The sequence below is a fragment of the Shewanella sp. SG44-6 genome, assembly GCF_014164185.1.
GTDB classification, from domain to species: Bacteria; Pseudomonadota; Gammaproteobacteria; order Enterobacterales; family Shewanellaceae; genus Shewanella; species Shewanella vesiculosa.
This window is the reverse complement of the sequence record NZ_JACJER010000002.1, coordinates 20,703-44,669: the sequence shown is the minus strand read 5'-3', so window position 1 is coordinate 44,669 and position 23,967 is coordinate 20,703. Positions and strand designations below refer to the sequence as shown.

22 protein-coding genes are annotated in these 23,967 nt (G+C 42.0%); 9 read left to right on the top strand and 13 right to left on the bottom strand.

Features of this window, described 5'->3' with window-relative positions; genetic code table 11:
* Positions 1-24: 24 nt before the first annotated feature.
* Positions 25-1,935 (top strand): ABC transporter ATP-binding protein, encoded by a 1,911-nt coding sequence (locus tag H5185_RS00605; protein WP_182696692.1) that lies wholly within the window; start codon positions 25-27, stop codon positions 1,933-1,935.
* Between the two features lie 72 nt (positions 1,936-2,007).
* Entirely contained in the window at positions 2,008-2,481 is a 474-nt protein-coding gene (locus tag H5185_RS00600) for a TIGR02444 family protein (RefSeq protein ID WP_182722337.1), read from the top strand.
* 276 nt (positions 2,482-2,757) lie between these two features.
* Here H5185_RS00600 and H5185_RS00595 read toward each other — a convergent pair whose 3' ends face one another.
* The 3 genes from H5185_RS00595 to H5185_RS00585 all read right to left on the bottom strand — a co-directional run bounded on the left by H5185_RS00595 (position 2,758) and on the right by H5185_RS00585 (position 6,331).
* Entirely contained in the window at positions 2,758-3,543 is a 786-nt protein-coding gene (locus tag H5185_RS00595; protein WP_182741062.1) for a sulfite exporter TauE/SafE family protein, read from the bottom strand.
* Positions 3,544-4,204: 661 nt separating this feature from the next.
* Complete coding sequence (locus H5185_RS00590; RefSeq protein ID WP_182741061.1) at positions 4,205-5,794, bottom strand: GMC family oxidoreductase; 1,590 nt, start codon at positions 5,792-5,794, stop codon at positions 4,205-4,207.
* 24 nt (positions 5,795-5,818) lie between these two features.
* Positions 5,819-6,331: a TAT leader-containing periplasmic protein gene (locus H5185_RS00585; RefSeq protein ID WP_182741060.1), complete on the bottom strand. Its 513-nt coding sequence runs from the start codon at positions 6,329-6,331 to the stop codon at positions 5,819-5,821.
* 112 nt (positions 6,332-6,443) lie between these two features.
* Here H5185_RS00585 and H5185_RS00580 point away from each other — a divergent pair, with 112 nt between their 5' ends.
* From H5185_RS00580 to H5185_RS00570, 3 genes are all read left to right on the top strand, one after another.
* A complete protein-coding gene (locus H5185_RS00580) occupies positions 6,444-7,457 on the top strand; it encodes a hydrolase (RefSeq protein ID WP_182741059.1) in 1,014 nt (337 codons plus the stop codon).
* A gap of 12 nt (positions 7,458-7,469) precedes the next feature.
* Positions 7,470-7,718, top strand: a complete 249-nt coding sequence (locus tag H5185_RS00575; RefSeq protein WP_124018331.1) for a YheU family protein — start codon at positions 7,470-7,472, stop codon at positions 7,716-7,718.
* 133 nt (positions 7,719-7,851) lie between these two features.
* Positions 7,852-8,748 (top strand): phosphoribulokinase, encoded by an 897-nt coding sequence (locus H5185_RS00570; protein WP_124018330.1) that lies wholly within the window; start codon positions 7,852-7,854, stop codon positions 8,746-8,748.
* Positions 8,749-8,958: 210 nt separating this feature from the next.
* Here the strand turns inward: H5185_RS00570 and H5185_RS00565 are convergent, their stop codons facing one another.
* Positions 8,959-9,702 carry a tetratricopeptide repeat protein gene (locus H5185_RS00565; RefSeq protein ID WP_182741076.1) on the bottom strand — a complete coding sequence of 248 codons (744 nt, stop codon included), beginning with the start codon at positions 9,700-9,702 and terminating at the stop codon, positions 8,959-8,961.
* 336 nt (positions 9,703-10,038) lie between these two features.
* On the opposite strand from H5185_RS00565, the gene crp reads away from it, so the two are divergent.
* From crp to H5185_RS00545, 4 genes are all read left to right on the top strand, one after another.
* Positions 10,039-10,674 (top strand): cAMP-activated global transcriptional regulator CRP, encoded by a 636-nt coding sequence (gene crp / locus H5185_RS00560; RefSeq protein WP_124018329.1) that lies wholly within the window; start codon positions 10,039-10,041, stop codon positions 10,672-10,674.
* Positions 10,675-10,805: 131 nt separating this feature from the next.
* On the top strand, positions 10,806-11,156 hold the full coding sequence (locus H5185_RS00555) for a PepSY domain-containing protein (RefSeq protein WP_124018328.1): 351 nt from the start codon (positions 10,806-10,808) through the stop codon (positions 11,154-11,156).
* The gene (locus H5185_RS00550; protein ID WP_124018327.1) at positions 11,137-11,811 is read left to right on the top strand and encodes a response regulator transcription factor; all 675 of its coding nucleotides are present in this window, start codon (positions 11,137-11,139) and stop codon (positions 11,809-11,811) included. Before H5185_RS00555 ends, H5185_RS00550 begins: the two co-directional genes overlap by 20 nt.
* Positions 11,808-13,142 carry a sensor histidine kinase gene (locus H5185_RS00545; protein ID WP_182741058.1) on the top strand — a complete coding sequence of 445 codons (1,335 nt, stop codon included), beginning with the start codon at positions 11,808-11,810 and terminating at the stop codon, positions 13,140-13,142. Before H5185_RS00550 ends, H5185_RS00545 begins: the two co-directional genes overlap by 4 nt.
* A gap of 98 nt (positions 13,143-13,240) precedes the next feature.
* Here the strand turns inward: H5185_RS00545 and H5185_RS00540 are convergent, their stop codons facing one another.
* From H5185_RS00540 to sspA, 9 genes are all read right to left on the bottom strand, one after another.
* Complete coding sequence (locus H5185_RS00540; protein ID WP_182741057.1) at positions 13,241-14,041, bottom strand: DUF1338 domain-containing protein; 801 nt, start codon at positions 14,039-14,041, stop codon at positions 13,241-13,243.
* Between the two features lie 68 nt (positions 14,042-14,109).
* Entirely contained in the window at positions 14,110-15,570 is a 1,461-nt protein-coding gene (astD, locus tag H5185_RS00535; protein WP_124018324.1) for a succinylglutamate-semialdehyde dehydrogenase, read from the bottom strand.
* Positions 15,571-15,579: 9 nt separating this feature from the next.
* Complete coding sequence (gene astA / locus H5185_RS00530; protein WP_182696699.1) at positions 15,580-16,599, bottom strand: arginine N-succinyltransferase; 1,020 nt, start codon at positions 16,597-16,599, stop codon at positions 15,580-15,582.
* 115 nt (positions 16,600-16,714) lie between these two features.
* Positions 16,715-17,932, bottom strand: coding sequence for an aspartate aminotransferase family protein (locus H5185_RS00525; RefSeq protein WP_124018322.1), 1,218 nt, complete (start codon positions 17,930-17,932; stop codon positions 16,715-16,717).
* Between the two features lie 333 nt (positions 17,933-18,265).
* On the bottom strand, positions 18,266-19,408 hold the full coding sequence (locus tag H5185_RS00520; RefSeq protein WP_182696700.1) for an HDOD domain-containing protein: 1,143 nt from the start codon (positions 19,406-19,408) through the stop codon (positions 18,266-18,268).
* A gap of 102 nt (positions 19,409-19,510) precedes the next feature.
* Positions 19,511-22,000, bottom strand: coding sequence for a prolyl oligopeptidase family serine peptidase (locus tag H5185_RS00515; protein ID WP_182741056.1), 2,490 nt, complete (start codon positions 21,998-22,000; stop codon positions 19,511-19,513).
* A gap of 129 nt (positions 22,001-22,129) precedes the next feature.
* Positions 22,130-22,699, bottom strand: a complete 570-nt coding sequence (locus H5185_RS00510) for an aminodeoxychorismate/anthranilate synthase component II (RefSeq protein ID WP_182741055.1) — start codon at positions 22,697-22,699, stop codon at positions 22,130-22,132.
* 97 nt (positions 22,700-22,796) lie between these two features.
* Complete coding sequence (locus tag H5185_RS00505; RefSeq protein WP_124018318.1) at positions 22,797-23,264, bottom strand: ClpXP protease specificity-enhancing factor; 468 nt, start codon at positions 23,262-23,264, stop codon at positions 22,797-22,799.
* Positions 23,264-23,893 carry a stringent starvation protein SspA gene (sspA, locus tag H5185_RS00500; RefSeq protein WP_011638743.1) on the bottom strand — a complete coding sequence of 210 codons (630 nt, stop codon included), beginning with the start codon at positions 23,891-23,893 and terminating at the stop codon, positions 23,264-23,266. The genes H5185_RS00505 and sspA overlap by 1 nt, the downstream gene beginning before the upstream one ends.
* Positions 23,894-23,967 lie beyond the last annotated feature (74 nt).

Here is a 23,967-nt window from a genome sequence, read left to right as displayed (position 1 = left end):
TTCTTAAGTATCAAGTTGTAATTAATGATCAACATAAGCCAAGCTCAGTTAATTCGCGGCAGTAAAACCTTACTCGATGAAACCTCACTGACAATTTATCCCGGACACAAGGTAGGCCTTGTCGGCGCCAATGGTACAGGTAAATCATCATTGCTTGCCTTAATTCTGGGTCATTTACATCTTGATAAAGGTGAATTTAGTTTCCCATCAGGTTGGCAAGTCGCCTCTGTTGCACAGGAAACACCAGCATTAGATGTGTCGGCATTAGAATACGTGCTTGATGGCGACACTGAATACCGTGATTTAGAGGCCCAACTAGAGAAAGCTCAAGCAGACAATAACGGTAACGCCATTGCGCTTATCCACGGCAAAATTGATGCTATTGGCGGCTATGCCATTAAAGCTCGAGCAGGGTCGTTATTAGCCGGCCTAGGCTTCAAAGATGCAGACCAAAGTAATCCGGTTAAAAGCTTCTCTGGTGGTTGGCGTATGCGTCTTAACCTAGCCCAAGCACTACTATGCCGCTCAGACTTATTGTTACTCGATGAGCCAACCAACCACTTAGACTTAGATACCATGTATTGGTTAGAAGGTTGGATTAAATCCTATCAGGGAACACTGATTTTGATCAGTCACGATCGAGACTTTATCGATGGGATTGTCGGTGAAATTGTTCATGTCGAGAATCACAAATTAAATTACTACAAGGGTAACTACTCTTCTTTTGAGCGCGTACGCGCCGAACGTATGGCCCAGCAGCAAGTTGCCTTTGAACGTCAACAAAAAGAACGCTCACATATGCAGTCGTTTGTTGACCGTTTCCGCTATAAAGCCAGTAAAGCTAAACAAGCACAAAGTCGCTTAAAGGCGCTCGAACGGATGGCGGAGTTATTACCATCGCAAGTAGATAATCCATTTCAAATGGCCTTTAGGGAGCCCGAAGCGCTGCCTAATCCATTAGTGGTAATGGAAAATGTCTCTATTGGTTATGAAGATAATACGATTCTTAAACAGGTTGAGTTAAACCTTGTTCCTGGCGCGCGTATTGGTCTATTGGGGAGAAATGGTGCTGGTAAATCGACACTGATCAAACTGTTGTCTGGGCAGTTACAAGCTAAAACGGGCAAGTATCAACCTAACCCAGGATTGAATATTGGTTATTTTGCTCAGCATCAAGTTGAGTTTTTAACCCTTGATGATTCGCCAATGCAACACTTGATCAGACTGGCGCCAGCAGGCGCGCGCGAACAAGAATTACGTAACTTCTTAGGTGGATTTGGCTTTAATGGTGATATGGCCTTATCGCCAGTGCGACCATTTTCGGGCGGCGAAAAAGCGCGTCTGGTTTTAGCATTAGTTGTTTGGCAACGTCCAAACCTATTATTACTCGATGAGCCCACCAACCATTTAGATTTAGAGATGCGCCACGCGCTCACCATGGCATTGCAATCATTTGAAGGCGCCATGGTAATTGTGTCACATGACCGTCACCTATTACGATTGAGTTGTAGTGACTATTATCTAGTTGATCAAGGTGTGGTAACACCTTTTGATGGCGACTTAGATGATTATCATCAATGGTTACTTGATGCCGCTAAATTAGCCCAAGCCAACAACAAATCAGAAACGCCCACCAGCGGCGATGCGGTTGATAAAAAGCAGCAAAAGAGAATGGAAGCTGAGCTGCGCCAAAAAGTATCACCACTGAAAAAACAACAAGTAAAGTTAGAAACCCAGCAACAGAAAATGAGTACCAGATTAGCTGAATTAGAAATTGAATTAGCCGATGGCAGCTTATACGAAGCCGAGAACAAAGCTAAAATGACTAACGTTCTCAACGAGCGAACCACACTGACTCAAGCCATGGATGAAAGTGAAATGCATTGGTTAGATATTCAAGAACAAATTGAGCTTATCGAGCAAGACTTCCAATAAGCGGTTAGTCTTGATTATTTTATTGGCATTTGTGCTGTTGATCCACACCACAAATGCCCCAAGGAATACAGTATGTCGCAGCCTTTAAATCGCCAAAATTTTAGTCACACTATTTGGCATAATTGCGAGCAAAGTTATTCTATTAACCCTATATTTTACATAAATCTACAAGACAGTTATCACGTCAATATTAACATTTTATTATTGGCGCAATACCTCGATGAACAGTGTTATATGTTAACGCAGCAACATTGGGAAACATTGACTAAAGTCATAGAGCAATGGGAAGCAAGTGTACTTCAGCCTTACCGAGGCTTACGCCGGATCGCCAAAGCCCATTTAAACAGCGACGAATATCAGAAAATGCTCGAAGTAGAGTTAATTATGGAACGTAAATCTCAATACATGTTATTGCATAAATTGAATTTACTGGATGGTAAAATCATCGATGCTGATGATTGTGATAACCCTGAACCGACAAACACACAACACTATCTTAGTTTATTTGGCTTAGATAAAAGCGTTATGGCTGAGTTAACCTCGTAGGTTCTTACTCACTGTAACTTAATTCCTTCTCCAGACACCCAAGCTATACTATTAAGCGTCAAATAGATCATAGCGCATATTTGGGCCTAAAAATAATCGCCTCCAATGGCTTACACGCCAACGTCTTACTTTGTATTGGCTTGATTTCGCTCTTTCACTCGCTAACTTGTTGGCATCAATTGGATGATCAGCTCTTTGCCAACTCAGAAAGGTTCCTCTATTTATTCAACCAGGCCACGCAGCAGTCGTTTAGCAAAATGGTTATGTTCTGGATACTTAAACACTGTCTAAACCGGCATAAATATCAAAAAAGAAATAGGCTGTAGTGGCAATACTCGCCACAATAACAAACTGTCTGACATGCTTTTGCGGGAGTTTGCGTGACACATTTGCCGCAACATAGCCACCGACGATAGTGCCACATAACACAATAGACCCTTCGTACCAGGCTATGACATCATTAAAAATGAACAGTACGATAGCGATGAGTGAGATTGTCGATGAGATTAATAGCTTTAACCCATTGATAGCATTGATGTTAGTGTGACCAGCTAATGCTAAGTAGCTCAGTGAAATGATGCCTAGCCCAGCGTTGAAGAAACCGCCATAGATCGATACTCCTAAGAGTATTATGGCTAATAAAACTCCGCCTATGGATGATGCATGCCGGTGATGGGATGCCATTTTTTTTAACCAAAAATTAATTGCCCCACCAAAAATAAACAGTACGGTAGCAAATAGAAGTAACCAGGGAATGGCCTCTCGAAACACTGCTTCAGGTATTTTTAGCAATAACCATGCACCAGTAATCCCGCCCATTAAGCTGATTGTTACGATTAGGAGCAGTTCATCTTTATGAGCAGAAATCTCTTTTCGAAAGGCATAAGTACCACTCATATAACCAGCACATGATGCAAAAGTATTTGTTGCATTGGCTATAATGGGAGGTATACCAACAAACATAAGCGCAGGAAAGGTAATAAAGCTTCCTCCGCCTGCAATTGAATTAAGAACGCCGCCAAAAACACCTGCTAAGAAGAGAAAAACCATTTCAAATAACATACTTAATAACAATCCCTTGAGCATTAAATTGGCTAGACGATAACACATTTTCATTGAGTCAAATAGATACTAAGATAAGCCTTGAGAAGGCTCGACTCTTCATCGAAACGAACAAGCTTTGCAGCAAACACAAGTTAGGGTTCTTAACGTTAAAATGTATAAACTCAACTCAGAGCTTAAGGCCGTTGAAAAATAACATCAACGACCAATAAGCATTCAAGGGAAACGCCCCCCCTTGAAAACGTTAGCACTTTCATTGTGGAATAAAATAAGCTGAAGCTGATTTTTAAGCGAGGTTAAACCCTAGATTAATTTCCATCGTAATCTTGTTGAAGTGAATGTGATTAGCTTGGAAATAACACGGTATTACCGACATCATTAAGCCAACTGAAAGGCAAAATCGCCAAAATTTTTAACTAATAGTGTCGATGACAGTAAATAGTGTCGATGACAGTAAAAAACCATCAATTTAGCAAGGCAAAGGCTCTGAGCCTACTATCCTATCGACGAGTAATTCGGATTTTTTATTGGCATCTTTTAAGCACTCGATATGACATCGATTGATAAACTTTATCAAGTCGTGAATGTTCAAGCTGACTCTTATGCAACCAAAAGCAATCAATGTAAAAGACTCCTATCAGCGGTATAGGAGCCAGTTCAGTTAACTCGTTTGAGTTAGCTTTTGGACTAATGCTGTCGCATTTCGGGCGACAAGGCCATAAATAGACAATTGAGGATTAGCCCCCAAACTGGTTGGAAATACCGAACCATCCATCACAGATAAGTTTTCCAGGTAATGTGAATTACCAAATGTATCAACCATTGACAGCGTTTTATCTTCACCCATAGCACAGCCGCCCATAACATGAGCCGATGCAACGATGGTTTTTAGTAAACCTAAATCGACATCATTGATAGCCTGCTTTGCTTCACTCCATGAGTTTAAAAATGACAAGCCATCGTGCATTGGTAATACTTTTTTAGCACCAGCAGCAAATTGTAATTCAGCCATCGACAAAAATGCTCGACGAGCACCATCCCAGAAACCTTGGCCTAAAGGATAATCTAATGCAAAGCTGTTATCAGTTAACCGAACCTGACCACCAGGACATTGCTGATTGAAACCATCACGTATAAGCGCAATAGTCACCTGCATTTGGTTAAAGTTAGCCATTAACTGGGCATGACTAACGCCATAACCAATAGTTTTTGACGCGATTAATACCGGATGAACAGGGGCAACTTCAAGTTTATAACCTAGCTCTCCAGCAGCGCCATCATGCCAGACAAATTCATCGGAATAGATAGATTGTGGCGCTCCACTATGACCATTAATTTGCTCATCAAATATCCCGCCTGACAACAATGAAGGGTGTAAGAAGGTTTTGCCTAATTGTTTGTGCGGATCGGGGGTATTAGAACGCATTAAAATAGTCGGGGTATGAATCGCACCGGCACTTAAAATATAATGCCTGGCACTGAAAGTGATGTTCACCGACGTGGGCTTTAAGCCTTGCGTTAAAGCCTGCGCGGTTAAGCCGACAACTTTATCACCTTTATGCTCAAGCTTAATCACTCTGGCGCGTGAAATTAGCGTAGCGCCTTTATCAAGCGCTGCGGGTATGGTGGTAACCAACATTGATTGCTTAGCATTAACAGGACAACCCATACCGCAATAACCAGTATTCCAACAGCCTTTAACATTACGTTTGATGACGGTGTAGTCCCAACCTAATTTTTCGCAACCTTCGCGTAATGCACCGTTATTACGGTTAGGATCATATTGCCATTGTTCAATATTGAGGCGTTTTTCCATTAACTCAAACCACGGCAGTAACACTTGCGAAGATAACCCTTTGACCGACTTTTCTTGTTCCCAAAAAGCCAATGTTTGTTCCGGCGTTCTAATCGCTGTAGTCCAATTGACTGTGGTTGAACCACCTACTGCACGACCTTGGAATATACCTATGCCTTTATCTGCCGTTTTCATCGCAGCAGCCTGCTGGTATAGATTAGGATAAGCGTGGCGCTCTTCCATATCAAAGTCTGTCGATGATTTGAGCGCACCGCCTTCAATCATAATCACTTTTAAGCCAGCTTCTGTGAGTATTTCTGCTGCAGTACCGCCACCCGCACCAGTACCCACAATAACCACATCCGCGTCAAAGTGACGATCAATCTCTAAGGTGGTCGCATCGATATGATGCCAACCCGCGCTTAAACCAGTAATAATAGGATCAATAATGGCCAAGGTAATACTCCCTATACAGTAGGATTAATGCGCGTTAGGCACCAAGAAAGTGGGTTTTACATAACGTAAATTTCCCCAATGCTCTGGACAGGCGTAATAGCTTGCCATAATCAATTCACGTAATCCGCCATAAGCGGTGGTTAACATGTCTAAATAGTTATGACGCCAAAACTCTAGCATGTCGATCAATTGCTGGGGTTCTCGCATTAACAGCGGCGTCATACTGCCACTGAGTAGCAACAACCCTAAACGACCTTCGAGTAAATTTAATAGCTCCATCAACTCTTGGTGCTGTTCAACAGGCAGGTGGGTAATTGATTGTGAAATAGCATCCAGAGTGCGATTAATAGCAAGCTCTCTCTGACTAGGAACCTCAGGTAATGCGCCATCTAGGAATACCGGGATCAACACACCAAATAATACGCGGTGATGAATATCCTCCGAAGAAGTTGTGATGTTTGGCAAATATAAATTAACGCCTAATGCTAATGCAGCCGTTCCAGCAAAAGCACCAGTGAGAAAGGTACGCCGCTTCATTTACTTCCCCTTGAGTTTATTGTTGTCTATATTTTTTATGTGGTAGAGTGGCATGAGTAACATTTAAACATACGTTTAAATTTTCACAAACAATTACAGAAATATTCCGTCTATGAAAACCTTGTTCACTCCGCCCTGGTGGGCTGCTAGCCCGCATGTGCAAACGATTCTACCATTCCTATTTAAAGTGGCCAAACCAATAACATTTCGGCAAAGGCAAGAGCTACCTGACGGCGATTTTGTCGACTTAGATTGGTTAGGACAGGCCCAGAATGGCCAGCCTATCTTAGTCATTATTCATGGTCTTGAAGGTAACACAGAATCTCACTATGTACGCAGAATGCTGATTGAAGCCAAAAAAGCCAAGCTGGCAGCTGTTGTCCATCATCATCGCGGTTGTTCAGGTGAGCCTAATCGCTTAGCTCGCAGTTATCATAGCGGCGATGTTAACGACTTAGCCTATACCCTAGGGCAACTCAAACACTATTATCCGGACTCACCGCTTTATGCTGTAGGTTACAGCTTGGGCGGTAATGTATTGGCAAAATATCAAGGTAGTACTCAGCAACATAGCTTACTCGAACGTGCTGTAGTGGTATCAGCACCGTTAACGTTAGGAGCTTGTGCCAAACGCTTGGAGAGTGGCTTTTCAACTCTCTATCAACGTTTTTTGATTAAACGTTTGCAGCAAAAAATGCTCGATAAAATTAATACTACAGATTTAACCGAACAAATGCCGATCACAAAAGAGCAGCTCAAAATGCTCAACACCTTTTATTTATTTGACGATAAAGTGACAGCACCATTACACGGTTTTACTGACGTTAATGACTACTATCAGCAAGCTAGCGGCCTAGGTTATTTACAGTATATAACTAAGCCCACGCTGGTTATCCACGCTCAAGACGACCCTTTTATGACCGCTGAAGTGATCCCGACCCAAGATCAATTATCGCCAATGGTTGAATACGAGTTACATGAGTTTGGTGGTCATGTGGGATTTATTGCCGGCGGCTGGCCTTGGAAGCCACATTTTTATCTTGAGCAACGTATCATCGCGTTTATTTTCTCTGAAGAAAATACGCTAACCGAGCCAGACGGATCATCTTCTTCACTAAGTCATTAATAGGAATACACCATGCTTGTGCCTTATGAAGCGTTACTCTCATTACCTCAAGAAGTACTTCAACGTATGATAAAAGAGTATCTATTATCACAACTTGAAGATGGTAGTTTTAGTGACGCCAACGAGCAACAATTAACCAGAGCAATAGAACAATGTAAGCTTGCGCTCAAAAAAGGCGAGTTAGTGGTTGAATTCAGTGAAGATGATGAGTCTATTGCCATTCGGCAACGGGAACACATTTCACGTCCGTCTTTCGACTAGATACAATACAAAAACACTGATTTTGCGACAAAATGATCACATTGTTACCCTTGAAGAATTGACCCACGGGTAAAGATTACCGTATAACTAGTGACTGGTTTTTTCGCGTCCACACATTACCTAGGCAAATAACATGTCAGCAAAACATCCTATTATTGCTGTAACCGGCTCTTCCGGTGCTGGCACAACCACAACTACAACTGCCTTCATTCATATTTTTAGACAGCTGGGTATTAATGCCGCATTTGTTGAAGGTGATAGTTTCCACAATTTCACTCGCGCTGAAATGGAAGTGTTAATTAGAAAATCACAAGCTGAAAATCGTAATCTGAGTTATTTTGGGCCCGAAGCGAATAATTTCAAAAAACTCGAAGAGTGTTTTACCAGCTACGGCAACACAGGTAATGGTCAAACTCGCAGTTACTTGCATACGTTTGACGAAGCCGTGCCATTTAATCAAATGCCGGGCACATTTACTCAATGGCGTGATTTACCTGCCAATACCGATATGCTCTATTACGAAGGTCTTCACGGTGGTGTAGTAACTGAAGATGCTGATGTGGCTAAACATGTCGATCTGCTGATTGGCATGGTACCGATTGTTAATTTAGAGTGGATCCAGAAGATCATTCGCGATACAAACGATAGAGGCCATAGCCGTGAAAAAGTCATGGGGTCGATTGTGCGCAGTATGGATGATTATATTAAGCACATGACGCCACAATTTTCACGGACTCATATTAATTTTCAACGCGTGCCGACCGTGGATACCTCAAACCCCTTTAGCGCAAAAGACATACCCAGCCTAGATGAAAGCTTTTTAGTCATCCGCTTTCGCGGTATTAATAATGTTGATTTTCCTTATTATCTCAACATGATCCAAGGCTCATTTATGTCACGCGTCAACACACTGGTTGTTCCCGGTGGAAAAATGTCATTGGCAATGGAATTAATTTTGACGCCATTAGTGAAAGACTTAATGGATAAACGCTTAGAGCTGCAAAATCTTAATGATATCAAACTCGATTAAGTTTGATTTAAGTCAGAACCACTAAGATAGTCGCATCGTGATTTCAAGCGAAAGAACGGCAGTTGATGTGCTTGAAGAGCTAATTCCCCCTTTTTGATCTGTTAGTGCATTAAGCACATCAACGAAACCCAATAAAGCCGATAATCAAGCACGAGATAAGCCCTTACCTATCCCGCGACAACAAGATAACCACAGGGTTTGGCTGGTGCGTTACATCAGTGGGATAACTTCTCGATAAGCCTGCTTATTTTTATACTGCTCCAAACGTAAAATAAACTCATCGCTGCGCACAATCTCAGGGTTATCTTTTAGTGCATCAATCGCTTTTTTCTGCGTATCTATCGCTGCAGTAAAATCGCCCAGTTCTGCATAGCCGGCCGCAAGGTTATCTAATACTGTGGGATCGTTTTTATTATTCTCAAGTAACTTTAGCGACATTGATACCGCACGTGAACCATCTCGATATTCTGCTTCTGGACAAGTGGCTAATATCCACGCAACATTCCCCATTGAAACCGCATCACCTGCTGCCAAAAACTGCTCCATGGCTTTGCCACAATTTCGTGCCACGCCATCACCACCAGCAGAATAAATAAACCCTAAACGAAAATGAGCCCACTTATCACCTTGCTCAACCATTTTTAGGTACCATTTTTCTGCAAGCGCTAAATCACGCGGAAATAATTTATGCCCCTCAAAAGCTAAATCAGCTAAGGTTTGCTGCGCCTTAATGTGTTGCTGCTGTGCCGCAAGGTTAATCCAGTACAAACCTTGTTCTGTGTCTTGAGTAACAAATCGCCCCGAGAGATACATTAAACCCAATAAAAATTGCGCATCTGCATTACCCTGCTTAGCTTTAATTTGAATATTGACTAGCTTAGTGGCGGCCTGAGACTGAATAGAAGGCGGGATAACAAATGCGTTCACGGGCAAACTTAGCCCACTCAATAACATAACACTGACAATAACCCCGATTTGACTCAGTTTTTTCACGCATACCTCGACAACTATTTATGATGCTGATTAGATAACACTAGCTAACTCATGGATCCAATACAATAGACACATGTATTTTGCAATAATTCAATAGTCGTGATGATTAAGACAAATTGGCCAAAAAAGTCGACCGCCATCACAAACAAAATAAATTTAATCTAAAATTTAACAAGTTAATATACACTACACACACTTCTAAATACGATCTCTATCAAAGTTTTCGCCGCACCAATAGCGTAGAATGCTTAATTAGACATTACTTACTTTCATTTTTAATCAATCGAGGAATATCGTATGGCTCTGATTGGTAAGCCAAAACCTGACCCAACATTAGAATGGTTTCTTTCACATTGTCACATTCATAAGTATCCAGCAAAGAGCACCTTAATCCATGCTGGTGAAGAATCTGATACTTTATATTACATAGTCAAAGGTTCTGTCGCAGTATTGATCAAAGATGAAGAAGGTAAAGAAATGATCCTGTCTTATCTTAATCAAGGCGACTTTATCGGTGAACTTGGATTGTTTGAAGAGCAATCTGAACGTACAGCATGGGTTCGTGCTAAGCAAGCATGTGAAATTGCAGAAATTTCTTATAAGAAATTTAAGCAACTTATCCAGGTTAATCCTGAAATCCTCATGAAACTTTCGGCGCAAATGGCCTATCGTTTACAAAGTACTAGCCAAAAAGTGGGCGACTTAGCATTCCTTGACGTCGCCGGCCGTATTGCACAAACACTATTACATCTTGCTAAGCAACCTGATGCAATGACACATCCTGATGGCATGCAAATTAAAATTACCCGTCAAGAGATTGGTCAAATTGTAGGTTGTTCACGTGAAACGGTAGGCCGTATTTTAAAAATGCTTGAAGAACAAAGTTTGATTCAAGCACACGGTAAAACTATCGTCGTTTACGGCACACGCTAAACAACTAAGGCTTTATAGGGCTAAAACGTAATGTTTAAGCCTTAATCATATAAGCTTCAGCTTGATTTAAGCCAATATACTTAAAGTGGTGTTCATACTCTGAACGCCACTTTTTTTATTTTGGAGCGACCATGAATAGCTTGTTCTCCATAGCAATAAGCAGCTTAATGGCCATCACGATTAACCAGCAAGATATTCCCACAAAAGAACTCGCTCTGGATCATGATAACGTCCAAAAATTAGTATCTTCTGGTAATATAAGGTCATTAGATGATTACTTAGCTTGGATATCACAGTATTGTGATGGCCACTTAATCGATGCGCAACTATACCAATATCAGGATAAGTGGCGCTATGACCTGCAATTTAGGCTAAAACAAGGGCATGTTGTTAATCTGCAATTAGATGCAGCCAATGGCATGCAAGATCCATTGACTCAATTACCGAGCGAATGTACTAAACATGAAACTGTTACTCGTTGAAGATAACCCATTACTGGTTGCTGAACTTGAAAAACAACTCAAGCAAGCAGGTTATATTACGGACGTCACAGATAAGGCTATTGAAGCCGATTATTTGATGAAAGAAACAGATTATGACTGTGTCATTCTCGATATTGGCTTACCCGATGGCAATGGCTTGTCATTGGTGACTCAATGGCGTGAACGTGGCATCAGTACCCCAGTCATTATGCTAACGGCCCGCAGTCAGTGGCACGAAAAAGTGGAAGGTTTTAATGCTGGAGCTGATGATTACTTAGGTAAACCTTTTCACACTCAAGAGCTACTCGCAAGAATTCAGGCACTTATCCATCGAGCTCATGGACGGGTGAATTCATCATCAAAACAACTCTGCTACGCTGGGGTTAATCTCGACGAAAATGAGCAGAAAGTGACGGTGGGCGGACAAGAGTATGAGCTGACATCAATGGAATTTAGGTTACTGAAAATCTTCTTAATGTCGCCAAGAAAACTACTATCTAAACAGCAGCTTACAGACAAGCTTTACCAGTTTGATGATGAGAAAGAAAGTAACGTCGTTGAAGTATACGTGACTCATTTACGTAAAAAACTGGGTAAAACGGCTATCGAAACCCGTCGCGGTCAAGGTTATATCTTTCATGGCATCATTGAATGATGTCAATTCGCTTTAAACTAAGCTTATGGCTGAGTGGATTGATCATAATTGCCACTCTCATAGGCTTATTTTTGTTTGAATCTATGCTGCGAGATGCGTTTCATGACTCCATCATTAACCGTTTAGAAGAAGATTTAGAACATATTATCATTGCCACTCGGCTCGATGATGGCGAACTGGTTATCGACCAAAGCCAATTATCCAGTTTTTATCGCCCGGCTTATTCAGGCCGCTATTTCCAATTAAATTTACCTGACCGTACTATTCGTTCTCGATCCTTATGGGATGCAGAGCTGCAGATCGAACCCTTACAAGCGCAGCAAAAACGCGTATGGCAAGCTAAAGGGCCAAAAAATAATGATATGCAGCTGCTCTCTATTGGTATTGGTGCGCCTAACAGTCCCAACACGGCCACACTGACAGTAGCCCAAGATCTTAGTATTGGTCGCCGCGTCTTCAGTGAAGTCTTTGGCGCTAAACTGGCAATCAATATTGGCATGTTATTGGCGATGATCGCCGGTATCTTCATTATTTTACGCCAATCGTTTAAACCAGTGAATCAAATCCAGGGCGCACTGGCTAAATTGCGCGAAGGTGAGATAGCTTCGTTAACCATGTCGCAAATACCGGCGGAGATCCGTCCGCTAGCAGAAACCTATAATGAATTATTAGACTACACCGCCAAACAAATTGAACGCAGTCGAAATAACCTAGGCAATTTAAGCCATGGCTTAAAAACACCATTAGCAGTGATGCAGCAACAAGTTGAAGCCCTGGGGCTCACCCACCCTGACGCCGCAATAGCAATGCAGCAGCAATTAGATTTAGTGCATAAAATGATTGAGCGTAAACTGGCTGCGGCGCGAATAACGGGTGACATGCTACCCGCTGCACAACTGGCTGTTCCAAAAGATTTCGATAGCTTAATTCAAACCTTAGATAAGGTGCATCATCAGCGCGTCATTGAATGCCGAGTGATTAACGCACAACATATTAGTCGCATCCCCATTCATCGTGAAGATGGCATGGAGTTGTTTGGCAACCTGCTCGATAACGCCTTTAAATGGGCGAATTCACAGGTGAACATCAGCATAGTTGATTTGCCATCAGGAGAGATATTAATCCAAATAGAAGACGATGGCTGTGGTGTTATGCAAGAGCAAATTGCATTGTTAACCGCTCGTGGAACCCGCCTCGATGAAGCAACTACGGGTCACGGACTGGGCTTGTCGATTGTGAAAGAGATCTGTGAGCAATATGGGTTTATATTAAAATTTAATCGTAGTGAGACATTACAAGGGCTTAATGTCAGCATTTTGATCAATCCATAAGCTTCCATGCTGTCCTTTTACTGAACCAAGCCTTTGCTACGGCCAACAAAAAGACCTAATTGATAACTCAATTAGGTCTTTTTTAGTTGTACACAACATTACATCATTGAATTGGTACTTTCAAAAATCTTGTCTGCAGATGCTGCAACAAAACCAGTATAAAGCTGACCATTATCCATTGGGTAACGACGGGCGAATTCATAGAAACAACTTGGAATTTCTACATCGCCATCAGTGAAGTTAACCACGACTTTATCGGCCATGGTAGAAGACTGTTCTAGCAGTACTTCTGGCGAACCTTTAATCTCACCACCTGAACTATTTAATACAAAACCGGCCTGTTTTAAGGCTTGGTTTACATCTTCAATACACTCAAACTCTGGCAGGTCATTAATTGATACTGTGAAGTGATTAGCGCGGTAACCTAACGCAGCGACCCAAGCGGCATATTCACTTTCAGCAAGTAAGGCTTGGTAAGTGGCTTTGTCTAGATCCCAATGACGACCTGAATAAATGAAATTATCGGCAGTCGTTGCTGTGACATCCACTTGGTCGATTAAACCGTGGATAGTTTTTTGCAGTTCAGGGCTAAACTCCTCGACTAACAGCTCAGAGATAAACACCTTTGGCTGTGTTGGATCAGGATGTTCAAAATGCTTAGCTATCAGTTTTTTCTGTACAAACTGATAATCGCCACAGTCGACATAACCGATAGAGGTGAAATGCTCAGCCAATACGCTTAAATTCACTTTGGCGATATTAAACGTACGCAACGCGATATGGTCATTGATGATAGGAGCACCATGACCTAATAGTTGATGAATTTTCGCCGCTGAAGGCGTCATCTTAATGTAGTCTTGCCATAGGGCAGCAAATAAAGCATTAACGTCAGTATGCATGGTTAAATCCTTCTAAAATAAGGCTGGCGAACACGTCACCAGCACGGATCATGCGATGAATTTATCAGTTAAATTGATAAACCAGGGCTTAAAGTTGCAGGTAAGCTTACTGAATCAGCTTCCATTGAAGCGACAGGGTAAGCGCAATAATCAGCAGCATAAAACGCACTTGCACGATGGTTACCCGATGCGCCAACGCCACCAAATGGTGCCGCACCTGATGCACCTGTGATTTGCTTATTCCAATTAACGATACCAGCACGAATACGCGCGAGGAAGTAATCGTAATCTTCACGGCTGTCAGCGAGTAAACCGGCAGATAAACCATAACGAGTGGCATTCGCTAAATGGATAGCTTGGTCAAAATCACGGTAACGAACTAACTGTAATAATGGACCAAAATATTCTTCATCTGGTAACGCTGCCACTTGAGTAACGTCAATTAAACCTGGAGTCACCAAACCCGTTCCAGCTTCAACTTGCACTAACTCAACTAACGGAACGCCACCTAATGACTTGAGTGTTGCTTGCGCAGCAACCATACCAAGCGCTGCAGTTTCAGAAATCATTGAGCCCATAAAAGGTTGTGGTTGAGCGTTCCAAGCACCGACTTTGATTTGCTTAACAGCCTTGACTAGCTCGGCAATTAACGCATCGCCTTGCTCGCCCTCTTCAATGTATAAACGACGGGCACAAGTACAACGCTGACCAGAGGAAATATATGCAGACTGAATAATGTCATGGACTGCCGCTTTAGTATCAGTAACGCCTTTAACGATAAGCGGGTTATTACCACCCATTTCAAGGGCTAAAATTTTACCCGGAAGGCCAGCATATTGTTCATGTAAAATATGCCCTGTGCGAGAACTACCGGTAAAGAATAATCCATCAATTTGCGGGTGTGATGCTAACGCTTTACCTGTGTCAACTTCGCCTTGCACTAGGTTAATCACACCTTGTGGCAAGCCGGCTTTGTCCCAGCACTTTAGCATTAACTCAGCCACTTTAGGCGTTAGTTCTGAAGGCTTAAACACCACTGTGTTACCGGCTAATAATGCAGGCACTATATGACCGTTAGGTAAATGTCCCGGAAAGTTATATGGACCAAATACAGCCACAACACCATGAGGCTTGTGACGTAATACCGCACGACCTGCTGGCAGGTCATTGGTTTCAGTACCAGTACGTTTGTCGTGAGCTTTTGCTGACAAAGCGATTTTGCCAATCATGGCACCAACTTCAGTGGCAGTTTCCCATTGTGGCTTACCGGTTTCTTGAGCGATGGTTTCAGCTATCTCGGCTTTATTATTTTCTAGTTGTGCGCGATAAGCTTCAACAATGGCTAAGCGGGCGTCATAACCGAGCATAAACCAATCAAATTGCGCCGCACGAGCGGCATCTACAGCAGCGTTCACTTGAGTAGCGGTTGCAGTGTTGCCTTGCCAAATGACGTCACCGTTGGCTGGGTTTTTTGAGTTAATTTCATGACCTTCGCCAGCTAACCACTGACCTTGAATATATTGTGTCATTTCTTGCTCCTACATTGCTAAAACACGAATTTGCTCGCCTTCGCTGACCATAAGACCGGCAGCAATTTCAGTACTAAGCACCACATTATCGTGTTCATCAGAGACCAACAGTTTTGCCGCCGATGCGCGATAATCAGCTAGCAAGGTGTTGGAAATAATAAAATGGTGATCGGCATGTGGCATTTTACCAATGCTCACAGTAAGTAAACGGCTCTTTTTTACCGAGCGAATATCTCCGATTGAACATTCAACCGTTGGACCACCATCAAAAATATCGACATAATTTCGGAATTTAAATCCTTCCGCTTGCAGTAACCGCAGTGCTGGCTTAGTGTTTTTATGCACTTCACCAATCACTTTTTGGGCTTTTTTAGGCAGCATACAAACGTAAACAGGGTTACGTGGCATCATTTCAGCCATAAACGCTTTTTTACCTAAGCCTGATAAATAATCAGCCTCAACAAAGTCGATACCTAAAAAATGATGCTGCAGCCATTCGTAAAATGGTGATTCACCATGATCGTCACTGACCCCTCGCATTTCTGCGATAACAGTTTCACCAAAACGATGTTGATGCTGCGCTAAAAATAAAAAACGCGAACGCGACAACATGCGCCCGTTATTACCTTTGCGATAACCGTCTTTTAAAAACAAGGTGCACAGCTCAGCCGCTCCCGTATAGTCATGGCATAAAGTCAGGGTTTCAACTTCATTACGAACTGAGATTTGTTGAGAGTGATATACCTCAGTACCTAAACGGTAATGATAAAAAGCATCTTCCATGCCGACAGCAGCTTCAATACCACAAGTGCCGACAACTTCACCGGTTTTCATGTCTTCAAGCACCATTAAATAACCTTCGTCAAAAGGTTTATCAACATGCTTGGTAAAAGATGCTTCTGCCCTAGCAATCTTTGAACGCAGTAACTCTTCGTTAACTGGTAAAGATGTAAAACCGTGGCCTGACTCGACTGCAATACCATAAAGTGCATCGTAATCACTTGCACGGATAGGACGTATGATTAACATCTTAATCTCCTCATTGCGCCACAAATAAATTGCGCTGAAATACTTTTCGGCGCAATTTTACTTTGTTGGCGTACCCAAACAAAAAAGTGCAAGCTAGGCTCACACTTTTTGTTCATTAACCTGCAACCACTTTTGCTACCGCGCGATCAAAACGCAATAGACCTTCAGCGATATCAGCTTCAGGGATAACCAATGAAGGAGCAAAACGAACAACGTTTGCACCCGCCATCAAGCTCATTAGACCTTCAGCAACAGATGCCACTAAAAAGTCACGACTACGGCCTTCATATTGCTCATTTAATACCGCACCAAGTAATAATCCCTTGCCACGGATTTCACTAAATACGTTGTATTTAGCATTAATAGCCGCTAAACCATCACGGAATAGCTGTTCACGATGTTTAACGCCATCAAGTACTTCTTTGGTATTAACCACGTCCATTACCGCATTACCTACTGCACAAGCAAGTGGGTTACCGCCATAAGTAGAACCATGAGTACCAATTTTTAAGTGAGCAGCAATTTTTGCAGTAGTTAGCATTGCTGCAATCGGGAAGCCACCGCCTAACGCTTTAGCGCTAGTTAAAATATCAGGCACGATGTCAGTACCCATGTAAGCAAATAACTCACCAGTTCGGCCTACGCCTGTTTGTACTTCATCAAAAATAACCAATGCGTCATGCTTATCGGCTAAGCGACGTACTGCTTTTAAGAATTCAGGGTCACCATTGATAATACCGCCTTCACCTTGAAGAGGTTCAAGCATGATGGCACAGGTTTTGTCTGAAATAACCGCTTCAAGTGCAGCGATATCATTAAAAGGTACATGGGTAATACTTTGAGGCTTAGGGCCGAAACCATCTGAATATGCTGCTTGACCACCAACCGTAACAGTAAAGAATGTCCGGCCGTGGAATGCTTTATCAAAGGCGATAATTTGATCTTTGTCTGCACCATGGTTGTCTAGAGCATAACGGCGCGCTAATTTAAGTGCTGCTTCGTTCGCTTCTGCACCAGAGTTGGCAAAATAAATACGCTCAGCAAATGTGGCATTGACTAACTTTGTGGCTAATTCAAGTGCAGGCTCGTTAGTCATCACGTTAGATAAGTGCCATATTTTTTCGCTCTGCTCTTTTAATGCAGACACTAATGCTGGGTGACAATGACCTAAACAATTTACTGCAATACCACCAGCGAAATCGATGAATTCCTTACCTTCTTGATCCCACACTCGGCTACCGGCTCCACGAACAGGTATAACGGCCGCAGGCGCATAATTAGGCACCATAACTTCATCGAATTGGGCACGGGTTAGGTTCATTTCTACACTCATTGCATTTTATCCTTCAGGTTGTAAACGGTTTTAAGGCCGCTGTTTGCGCTGTTTGCTTTATAGTCTGTAAGTGCATTAGCGGAAGTTTGTATTATTTATGCGACATTATTAGCGAAAATGTGATCAAAATACCAGTTCAGTACAATTAACTTCTGCAGGCCAGATCAGCATTATGCATAAAGAATTAAAAATATGAATAAACAAAGCGTTTATTGGAGGTTATGAAGCATAACTAGTCATAAAAAAAGTTATTAGGCTCCATTCTGTGTAGCTATTCATCAAAAGTGAATAATTACACAGATTTAACATTTGCTCGAAACACAAAAAACAGCGTTAAAGTAAATTGAGTTTACGGAAATTTTTCCCTTTAAGACGAATTAATTCTTGAGCTGAAAATTGATAGTAATCGAACATAATTCTTTTTTCTTGTGGGTCGATTTGCTGCTGCTCTTCTAGCAAAAGCACTTTGGCGTAACAACTCGCTTTAGCCACAATTGCAGCGTCGACGGATAACTCGGTAAAGTGGTAATCGTGATCGAGTTCTTTTAGCACTTGAGTCATCGCTGAGTCATCAAATTGCAGTAAACTGAGTAGTTGCCAATTTAAGCTATGACTATGCTGCAACACTTGTTCTAAAACGGCCTCAGCAGGAAAATCTGTTGCCATAATAGCATCATAAACTTGTTTCTCTCGACTAAGGCTGGCTTCTCGTAGCCATGTCCCCCAAGTTTTATCAAATATATGCCCGCTTTGACTGAGAATGATCGAAGTAGCAAATTGATACATTAAGGCACAACAATAAGCCAAGCTGGGCTCTTTATTATGTAACTCAGCTAAGGTTTGCGCGGCAATGGCACTCACCATGCTATATCGCCAAAGCTTGCGGGTTATCCACAATAAATTGGCATTACCTGTAGGTAGCCAATGGCGTAAACAAAAATAAGGGATCAACAAACGTAAATTTTCAATACCAATGTAATTGAGTACCAGCTTGATATCGGTCACTTGGACATCGGAGTTTTTGGGGCGGCGGTGGCCAGATGCAGGGCTGTTAATTAAATTAATTAAATCACGCGATAACCAACTAATACTTTCAATAATTGGTCGTAGTCGATTGATATTAAGATCTGGATCTAATAATAAATCAAGCAATAAAATTTGGCCTTCACCAATTGCTGATGCTTCTAATATCATTTGTGGATTAGCTAACTGATGCTCTATTGCATTATTAACCGTATGGGTTAGCAGTGCAGACACCTCAAGATATACTTGTTTCTCTTTTGCTTGCTTATCAATGCGCAGCTTTAATGCTTGGCGCTCAATATCAAGCTTATTGGCGTTTTCTTCTAAGTCTTCGCTGATCTCATCTGGCATAGCATTAACTTTATGCTTACCCACAATAAGCTGCTTATAGAGTCGGCGCTCAATTTCGATGACTTTTCCGGGCCTAACCCCACCTGCTATTGATATTGCCACTCACATTGCCTTTTATTGTGTTAGTCGCTTAATAATAAAAATTAAGGCTTCTCAAAGGAAGCCTTAATAAATATTTATTTGTCTTTTTGAACTTAGCGCTGACTATTTCAGCTCTTGTTCAAACAACTTATAAATACGACGATACTGATCTAACCAACTAGAAGGTTGCTTAAATCCATGTGGCTCAACAGGATAGATTGCCGTTTCAAACATCGGTTTTTCTAATTCAATTAGACGTTGCACCATGCGCACACTGTCTTGGAAAAATACGTTATCATCTAAGACACCACTCATGATCAGTAATGGTTTTTGTAAACCTTGAGCATGTTCTATCGGCGAACTACGCTCATAAGCGATAGGGTCAACGTCAGGCGTATTTAAAATATTAGAGGTATAAGGCGCATTATAATGAGCCCAATCGGCTACAGGACGTAATGCGGCCCCTGCTTGGAATAAATCAGGTTCATTAAATAACGCCATAAAAGTAAGGAAGCCGCCATATGACCCCCCATAGGTGCCTACACGTTGAGGATCCACATTAGCATTGCTTGCCATCCAAGCCACACCATCTTTTAGATCTTCCACTTCTGGATGGCCCATATTACGATAAACCGACGTACGCCAATCACGTCCATAACCTTTTGAACCGCGATAATCCATATCCATTACCACGTAACCTTGTTGGGTTAACAAGTTATTGAACATAAATTCACGGAAGTAACCCGAAAATCCATAATGAGCATTCTGTAAATAACCCGCGCCATGATTAAACATCACTGCCGGATATTTATCAGCCTGTTTAGGATCATAACCTTGCGGCAAATAAACCCGCGCATAAATGGGCTCTGCACCATGGGTTGAAGGTAACGCAACAACTTGCGGTACTTGCCATGGATATTGTTTAAATGCAGTGCTGGTATAGTCGGTTAATTGGCTAATCTCGCCACCAATAGGCTGAATATAGAGTTCATCGGGGTGAATAGCAGATGAAGCTGTTAATAACAGTGATTGGCCATCGGGGCTTAAGCTGTAATCCAATGTCCCTAACCACTGAGTCAGTTGTTCTGATTTTCCGCTGGCAATTTCTACACGGTAAACATTATAACTGCCCGGATGGTCCTTATTTGCACGGTAATAAAAGTATTTTGCATCTGGAGATAAGGTCACATTATCAACCACAAATTTACCCTTAGTTAATGCCGATACCTTACCTGCGGCTGTTTTGGTATATAACTGAGAGAATCCAGACTCTTCAGATAAGTAGTACATGGTATCTGTACCGGTTATCCAACCGAATTGATTAAAATTATAGTTAACCCAAGCATCATCATGTAACCGATGCTCAGTGGAGAGTTTGCCTTTTTGAAGATCGACGCTCGCGATCCAGCGATCTTTATTATCAACCGCTTCAAGCATCACTAATAATTTATCGCCAGAATCATTCCACTGAATAGCGCTTTGACTCCACTCCCAATCTTGCATTAACTGCACTAAACGCGGCGCTTTGTGGCTTTCGTAGGTTTTACCTTGGGCTTTTGCATTTTCAGCTTTAACGCTAGCAAGTACATCCTCATCAAAACCGGCTAGGCCTTCAATGGTAATATCTTTTTTACTGTGTTCAGTAAGGTCGAGTAATACTAAACGCTGACCTGGGAAAACATCTTCTGCCACACGAGCACGAGCAGGCACGGGATCAACATAACCTTCTTGCCCTAAATAATTGGGCATAATGTCGTGTTCTGCACGCCAACTATAATTTTTATCCGTTAACGCCAATAGAACGTAACGTCCATCTGGCGATAAACTCATTTCTGACACAACTTCCGCATCACCTAAATACCAAGGTTTTGCTGAAAAAGTCGGATCAGCTTTAGCCAATGATTCGCTATATTCATCACGCGTCAGACTGTTATCGTGTTGCATGGCAACATATTGGATTAATCTTTGCTGCTGTTTGGCCATAAAAGTACTGGGGGCTGGCGTATTTTTAGGCTCATTTTCCATTAGGATTGCAGCCATTTGCTCCACAAGTCCACTAGATTGGTATAAACGAAAAATATTATTACCTTGCCAAAATGCAAGATCGCCGCCGCTCAAAAAGCGAACGCCGCTAATCGGATCATTTTGGCGAGTCATTTGAGTAATATCGCCGTTTGATAAATCTTTTACAAATACGTTACCTTGATAAATGTAAGCTTTTTTAGTTTTAGCTTGATTCAACACACCATTGCGCTGATCAGCAAGGTGTAACTGATCCAATGCTAGTTTATTCGCTTCAGACTGGCCGATGGCTTGTTGATAAAAATCACGAATAGGCGACTGGTGTGCTTGGCGACTAAAATACACCGATTGGCTGTCATCACTCCAATAGGCTCCTTGGGCAAATATTCCCATCCAATCCGGATTAGCCATGATTTGATTAAGCGTTAATAACTGATCGGCTTTTGGAGGTTGGGCTAATGGCACCATCAATGATGTAGCGGTAGGCTTTGCGATAACCATCGTATCGTCATTTTTTGCTGTCGCAGCACAGCCACTGATCATCGCCAAAGAAATTGCGCTCACCGCAAAGTTTCGCATAAAGCTTGTCATGGTTATCCCTTTTATTATTTTTAAGCGCTCTTTATAGCATAAATATACGCGAGAATTTAGCCAGATTGGTTGCAGAAGTTGTAACAGAATAAGTGATAATGAACTGAAATAGGTAGCCTTGATTACACTTTATAACTGTAAAAAGTTATTCAGCAATTCATGCCCTTGCTGGGTCAAAATAGACTCAGGATGAAACTGCACACTGTATATACGTAAATCAGCATAGCTCATCGCCATAATTTCACGCCCATGAACAGGGTCATCAAACCATGCGTCCAGCGTAAAATCCTTGGGAACATCATTAATCAACAATGAATGGTAACGCGTCACTTGCAAGGGTAATGCTAACTGAGAAAATAATCCCTGTTGATTGTGCTCAATTAAGCTGGTTTTACCGTGCATAACACGCTTTGCACGTACAACATCAACACCAAACACTTGGGCGATGGCTTGGTGGCCGAGACAAACACCTAAAATTGGCAATCTCCCAGCAAAATATTCAATGGCGGCAAGCGAGATCCCTGCTTCGTTTGGAGTGCATGGACCAGGAGAAATGATTAAATGAGTGGGCGCTAATGCTTCAATTTGTTCAATGGTGATTTCATCATTACGCTTAACGAGGATCTCTTGTCCAAGCGTTTGGAAATATTGCACTAAGTTGAACGTAAAAGAATCATAATTATCAATCATCAACAACATTTGGGGTTCCATTTGAGCGATAAAAAATGGTGATACTGCAATTTTAGCTTAAAAAAAACCAGCCTTGCGACTGGTTTTATGTCATGGTAACGAATCGTTACTTCACCACAGTTAAATGGTTTTTACGTTTAGCTTTGTCACCAGTAGTCGATTTAGGCGATGGCGGTAATGTCGAAGTATCATCAACAGATTTCATTGATGGTGGCACAGATGACAACTCATCCTGCTCACCTTCGATCATATAAGCATCTTCCATATCAAATACAGTGCCGGCACCGTTTTCACGAGCATAAATGGCCACAATTGAGGCCATTGGTAAATACACATTTTGTGGAACACCACCAAAACGGGCATTAAACTCGACGGAATCATTCGACATGTGAAGATTTGCCACAGCTCCAGTTGCAATATTCAAGACAATTTGACCGTCTTTAACAAATTGCTGTGGAACTTGTGTACCGTTAACAAATGCATCCACGACTACGTGTGGCGTCAAATGGTTATCCATCAACCACTCATAGTAAGCACGCAACAAATATGGACGATTAGCTGTTATTGGTTTCATCACATGCCCATGCGCATTTCGCGCTCAGCCTCAGTTAACGATGCTTTAAATGATTCACGTTCAAAAATACGTGTCATATAAGCACTGATATCTTTCGATGTACGCGGGTCTAAGTGAATACCTAATACCGGTAAGCGCCATAATAATGGGCCTAGGTAGCAATCAGATAAACCAAACTCTTCGCTCATGAAGTATGGCATTTCAGCAAATACTGGCGCTAAAGCGATTAGACTTTCCATTAACTCTTTACGCGCAGCATCAGCTTTTTCACCTTTACGGATACGCTCAACAAGCGCATACCAATCGGTGTCGATTCTGTGCATCATTAAACGGCTTTGGCCGCGAGATACTGGGTATACAGGCATTAGTGGAGGATGAGGAAAACGTTCATCCAAATATTCCATAATAATGCGAGATTCGTACAACACGAGTTCACGATCAACTAAAGTTGGTACCGAGTTGTATGGATTTACTTCAAGTAAATCTTCAGGCATCTCACTTGGGTCTACCTGTAAAACATCAACGGTAACCCCTTTTTCAGCCAATACGATACGTACTTGGTGACTATATAAATCATCGGCACCAGAAAAAAGTGTCATGATAGAGCGTTTGTTGGCAGCAACAGCCATTGATACCCTCCAGAATGTAGAAAAAACAAAACAAACGAGGGGCTAAGCCCCCCGTTTACAATATGCGGATAATG

Excerpts from the sequence above, each read along its gene's own strand:
- H5185_RS00565 (WP_182741076.1), bottom strand. The coding sequence starts at position 9,702 with ATGTTATTGAGTGGGCTAAGTTTGCCCGTGAACGCATTTGTTATCCCG.
- sspA (WP_011638743.1), bottom strand. The coding sequence starts at position 23,893 with ATGGCTGTTGCTGCCAACAAACGCTCTATCATGACACTTTTTTCTGGT.
- H5185_RS00525 (WP_124018322.1), bottom strand. The coding sequence starts at position 17,932 with ATGAGTGTAGAAATGAACCTAACCCGTGCCCAATTCGATGAAGTTATG.
- astD (WP_124018324.1), bottom strand. The coding sequence starts at position 15,570 with ATGACACAATATATTCAAGGTCAGTGGTTAGCTGGCGAAGGTCATGAA.
- H5185_RS00605 (WP_182696692.1), top strand. The coding sequence starts at position 25 with ATGATCAACATAAGCCAAGCTCAGTTAATTCGCGGCAGTAAAACCTTA.
- H5185_RS00550 (WP_124018327.1), top strand. The coding sequence starts at position 11,137 with ATGAAACTGTTACTCGTTGAAGATAACCCATTACTGGTTGCTGAACTT.
- H5185_RS00595 (WP_182741062.1), bottom strand. The coding sequence starts at position 3,543 with ATGTTATTTGAAATGGTTTTTCTCTTCTTAGCAGGTGTTTTTGGCGGC.
- H5185_RS00570 (WP_124018330.1), top strand. The coding sequence starts at position 7,852 with ATGTCAGCAAAACATCCTATTATTGCTGTAACCGGCTCTTCCGGTGCT.
- H5185_RS00580 (WP_182741059.1), top strand. The coding sequence starts at position 6,444 with ATGAAAACCTTGTTCACTCCGCCCTGGTGGGCTGCTAGCCCGCATGTG.
- H5185_RS00585 (WP_182741060.1), bottom strand. The coding sequence starts at position 6,331 with ATGAAGCGGCGTACCTTTCTCACTGGTGCTTTTGCTGGAACGGCTGCA.
- H5185_RS00540 (WP_182741057.1), bottom strand. The coding sequence starts at position 14,041 with ATGCATACTGACGTTAATGCTTTATTTGCTGCCCTATGGCAAGACTAC.
- H5185_RS00600 (WP_182722337.1), top strand. The coding sequence starts at position 2,008 with ATGTCGCAGCCTTTAAATCGCCAAAATTTTAGTCACACTATTTGGCAT.
- H5185_RS00505 (WP_124018318.1), bottom strand. The coding sequence starts at position 23,264 with ATGAAACCAATAACAGCTAATCGTCCATATTTGTTGCGTGCTTACTAT.
- astA (WP_182696699.1), bottom strand. The coding sequence starts at position 16,599 with ATGTTAATCATACGTCCTATCCGTGCAAGTGATTACGATGCACTTTAT.
- H5185_RS00545 (WP_182741058.1), top strand. The coding sequence starts at position 11,808 with ATGATGTCAATTCGCTTTAAACTAAGCTTATGGCTGAGTGGATTGATC.
- H5185_RS00510 (WP_182741055.1), bottom strand. The coding sequence starts at position 22,699 with ATGTTGTTGATGATTGATAATTATGATTCTTTTACGTTCAACTTAGTG.
- H5185_RS00555 (WP_124018328.1), top strand. The coding sequence starts at position 10,806 with ATGAATAGCTTGTTCTCCATAGCAATAAGCAGCTTAATGGCCATCACG.
- crp (WP_124018329.1), top strand. The coding sequence starts at position 10,039 with ATGGCTCTGATTGGTAAGCCAAAACCTGACCCAACATTAGAATGGTTT.
- H5185_RS00515 (WP_182741056.1), bottom strand. The coding sequence starts at position 22,000 with ATGACAAGCTTTATGCGAAACTTTGCGGTGAGCGCAATTTCTTTGGCG.
- H5185_RS00575 (WP_124018331.1), top strand. The coding sequence starts at position 7,470 with ATGCTTGTGCCTTATGAAGCGTTACTCTCATTACCTCAAGAAGTACTT.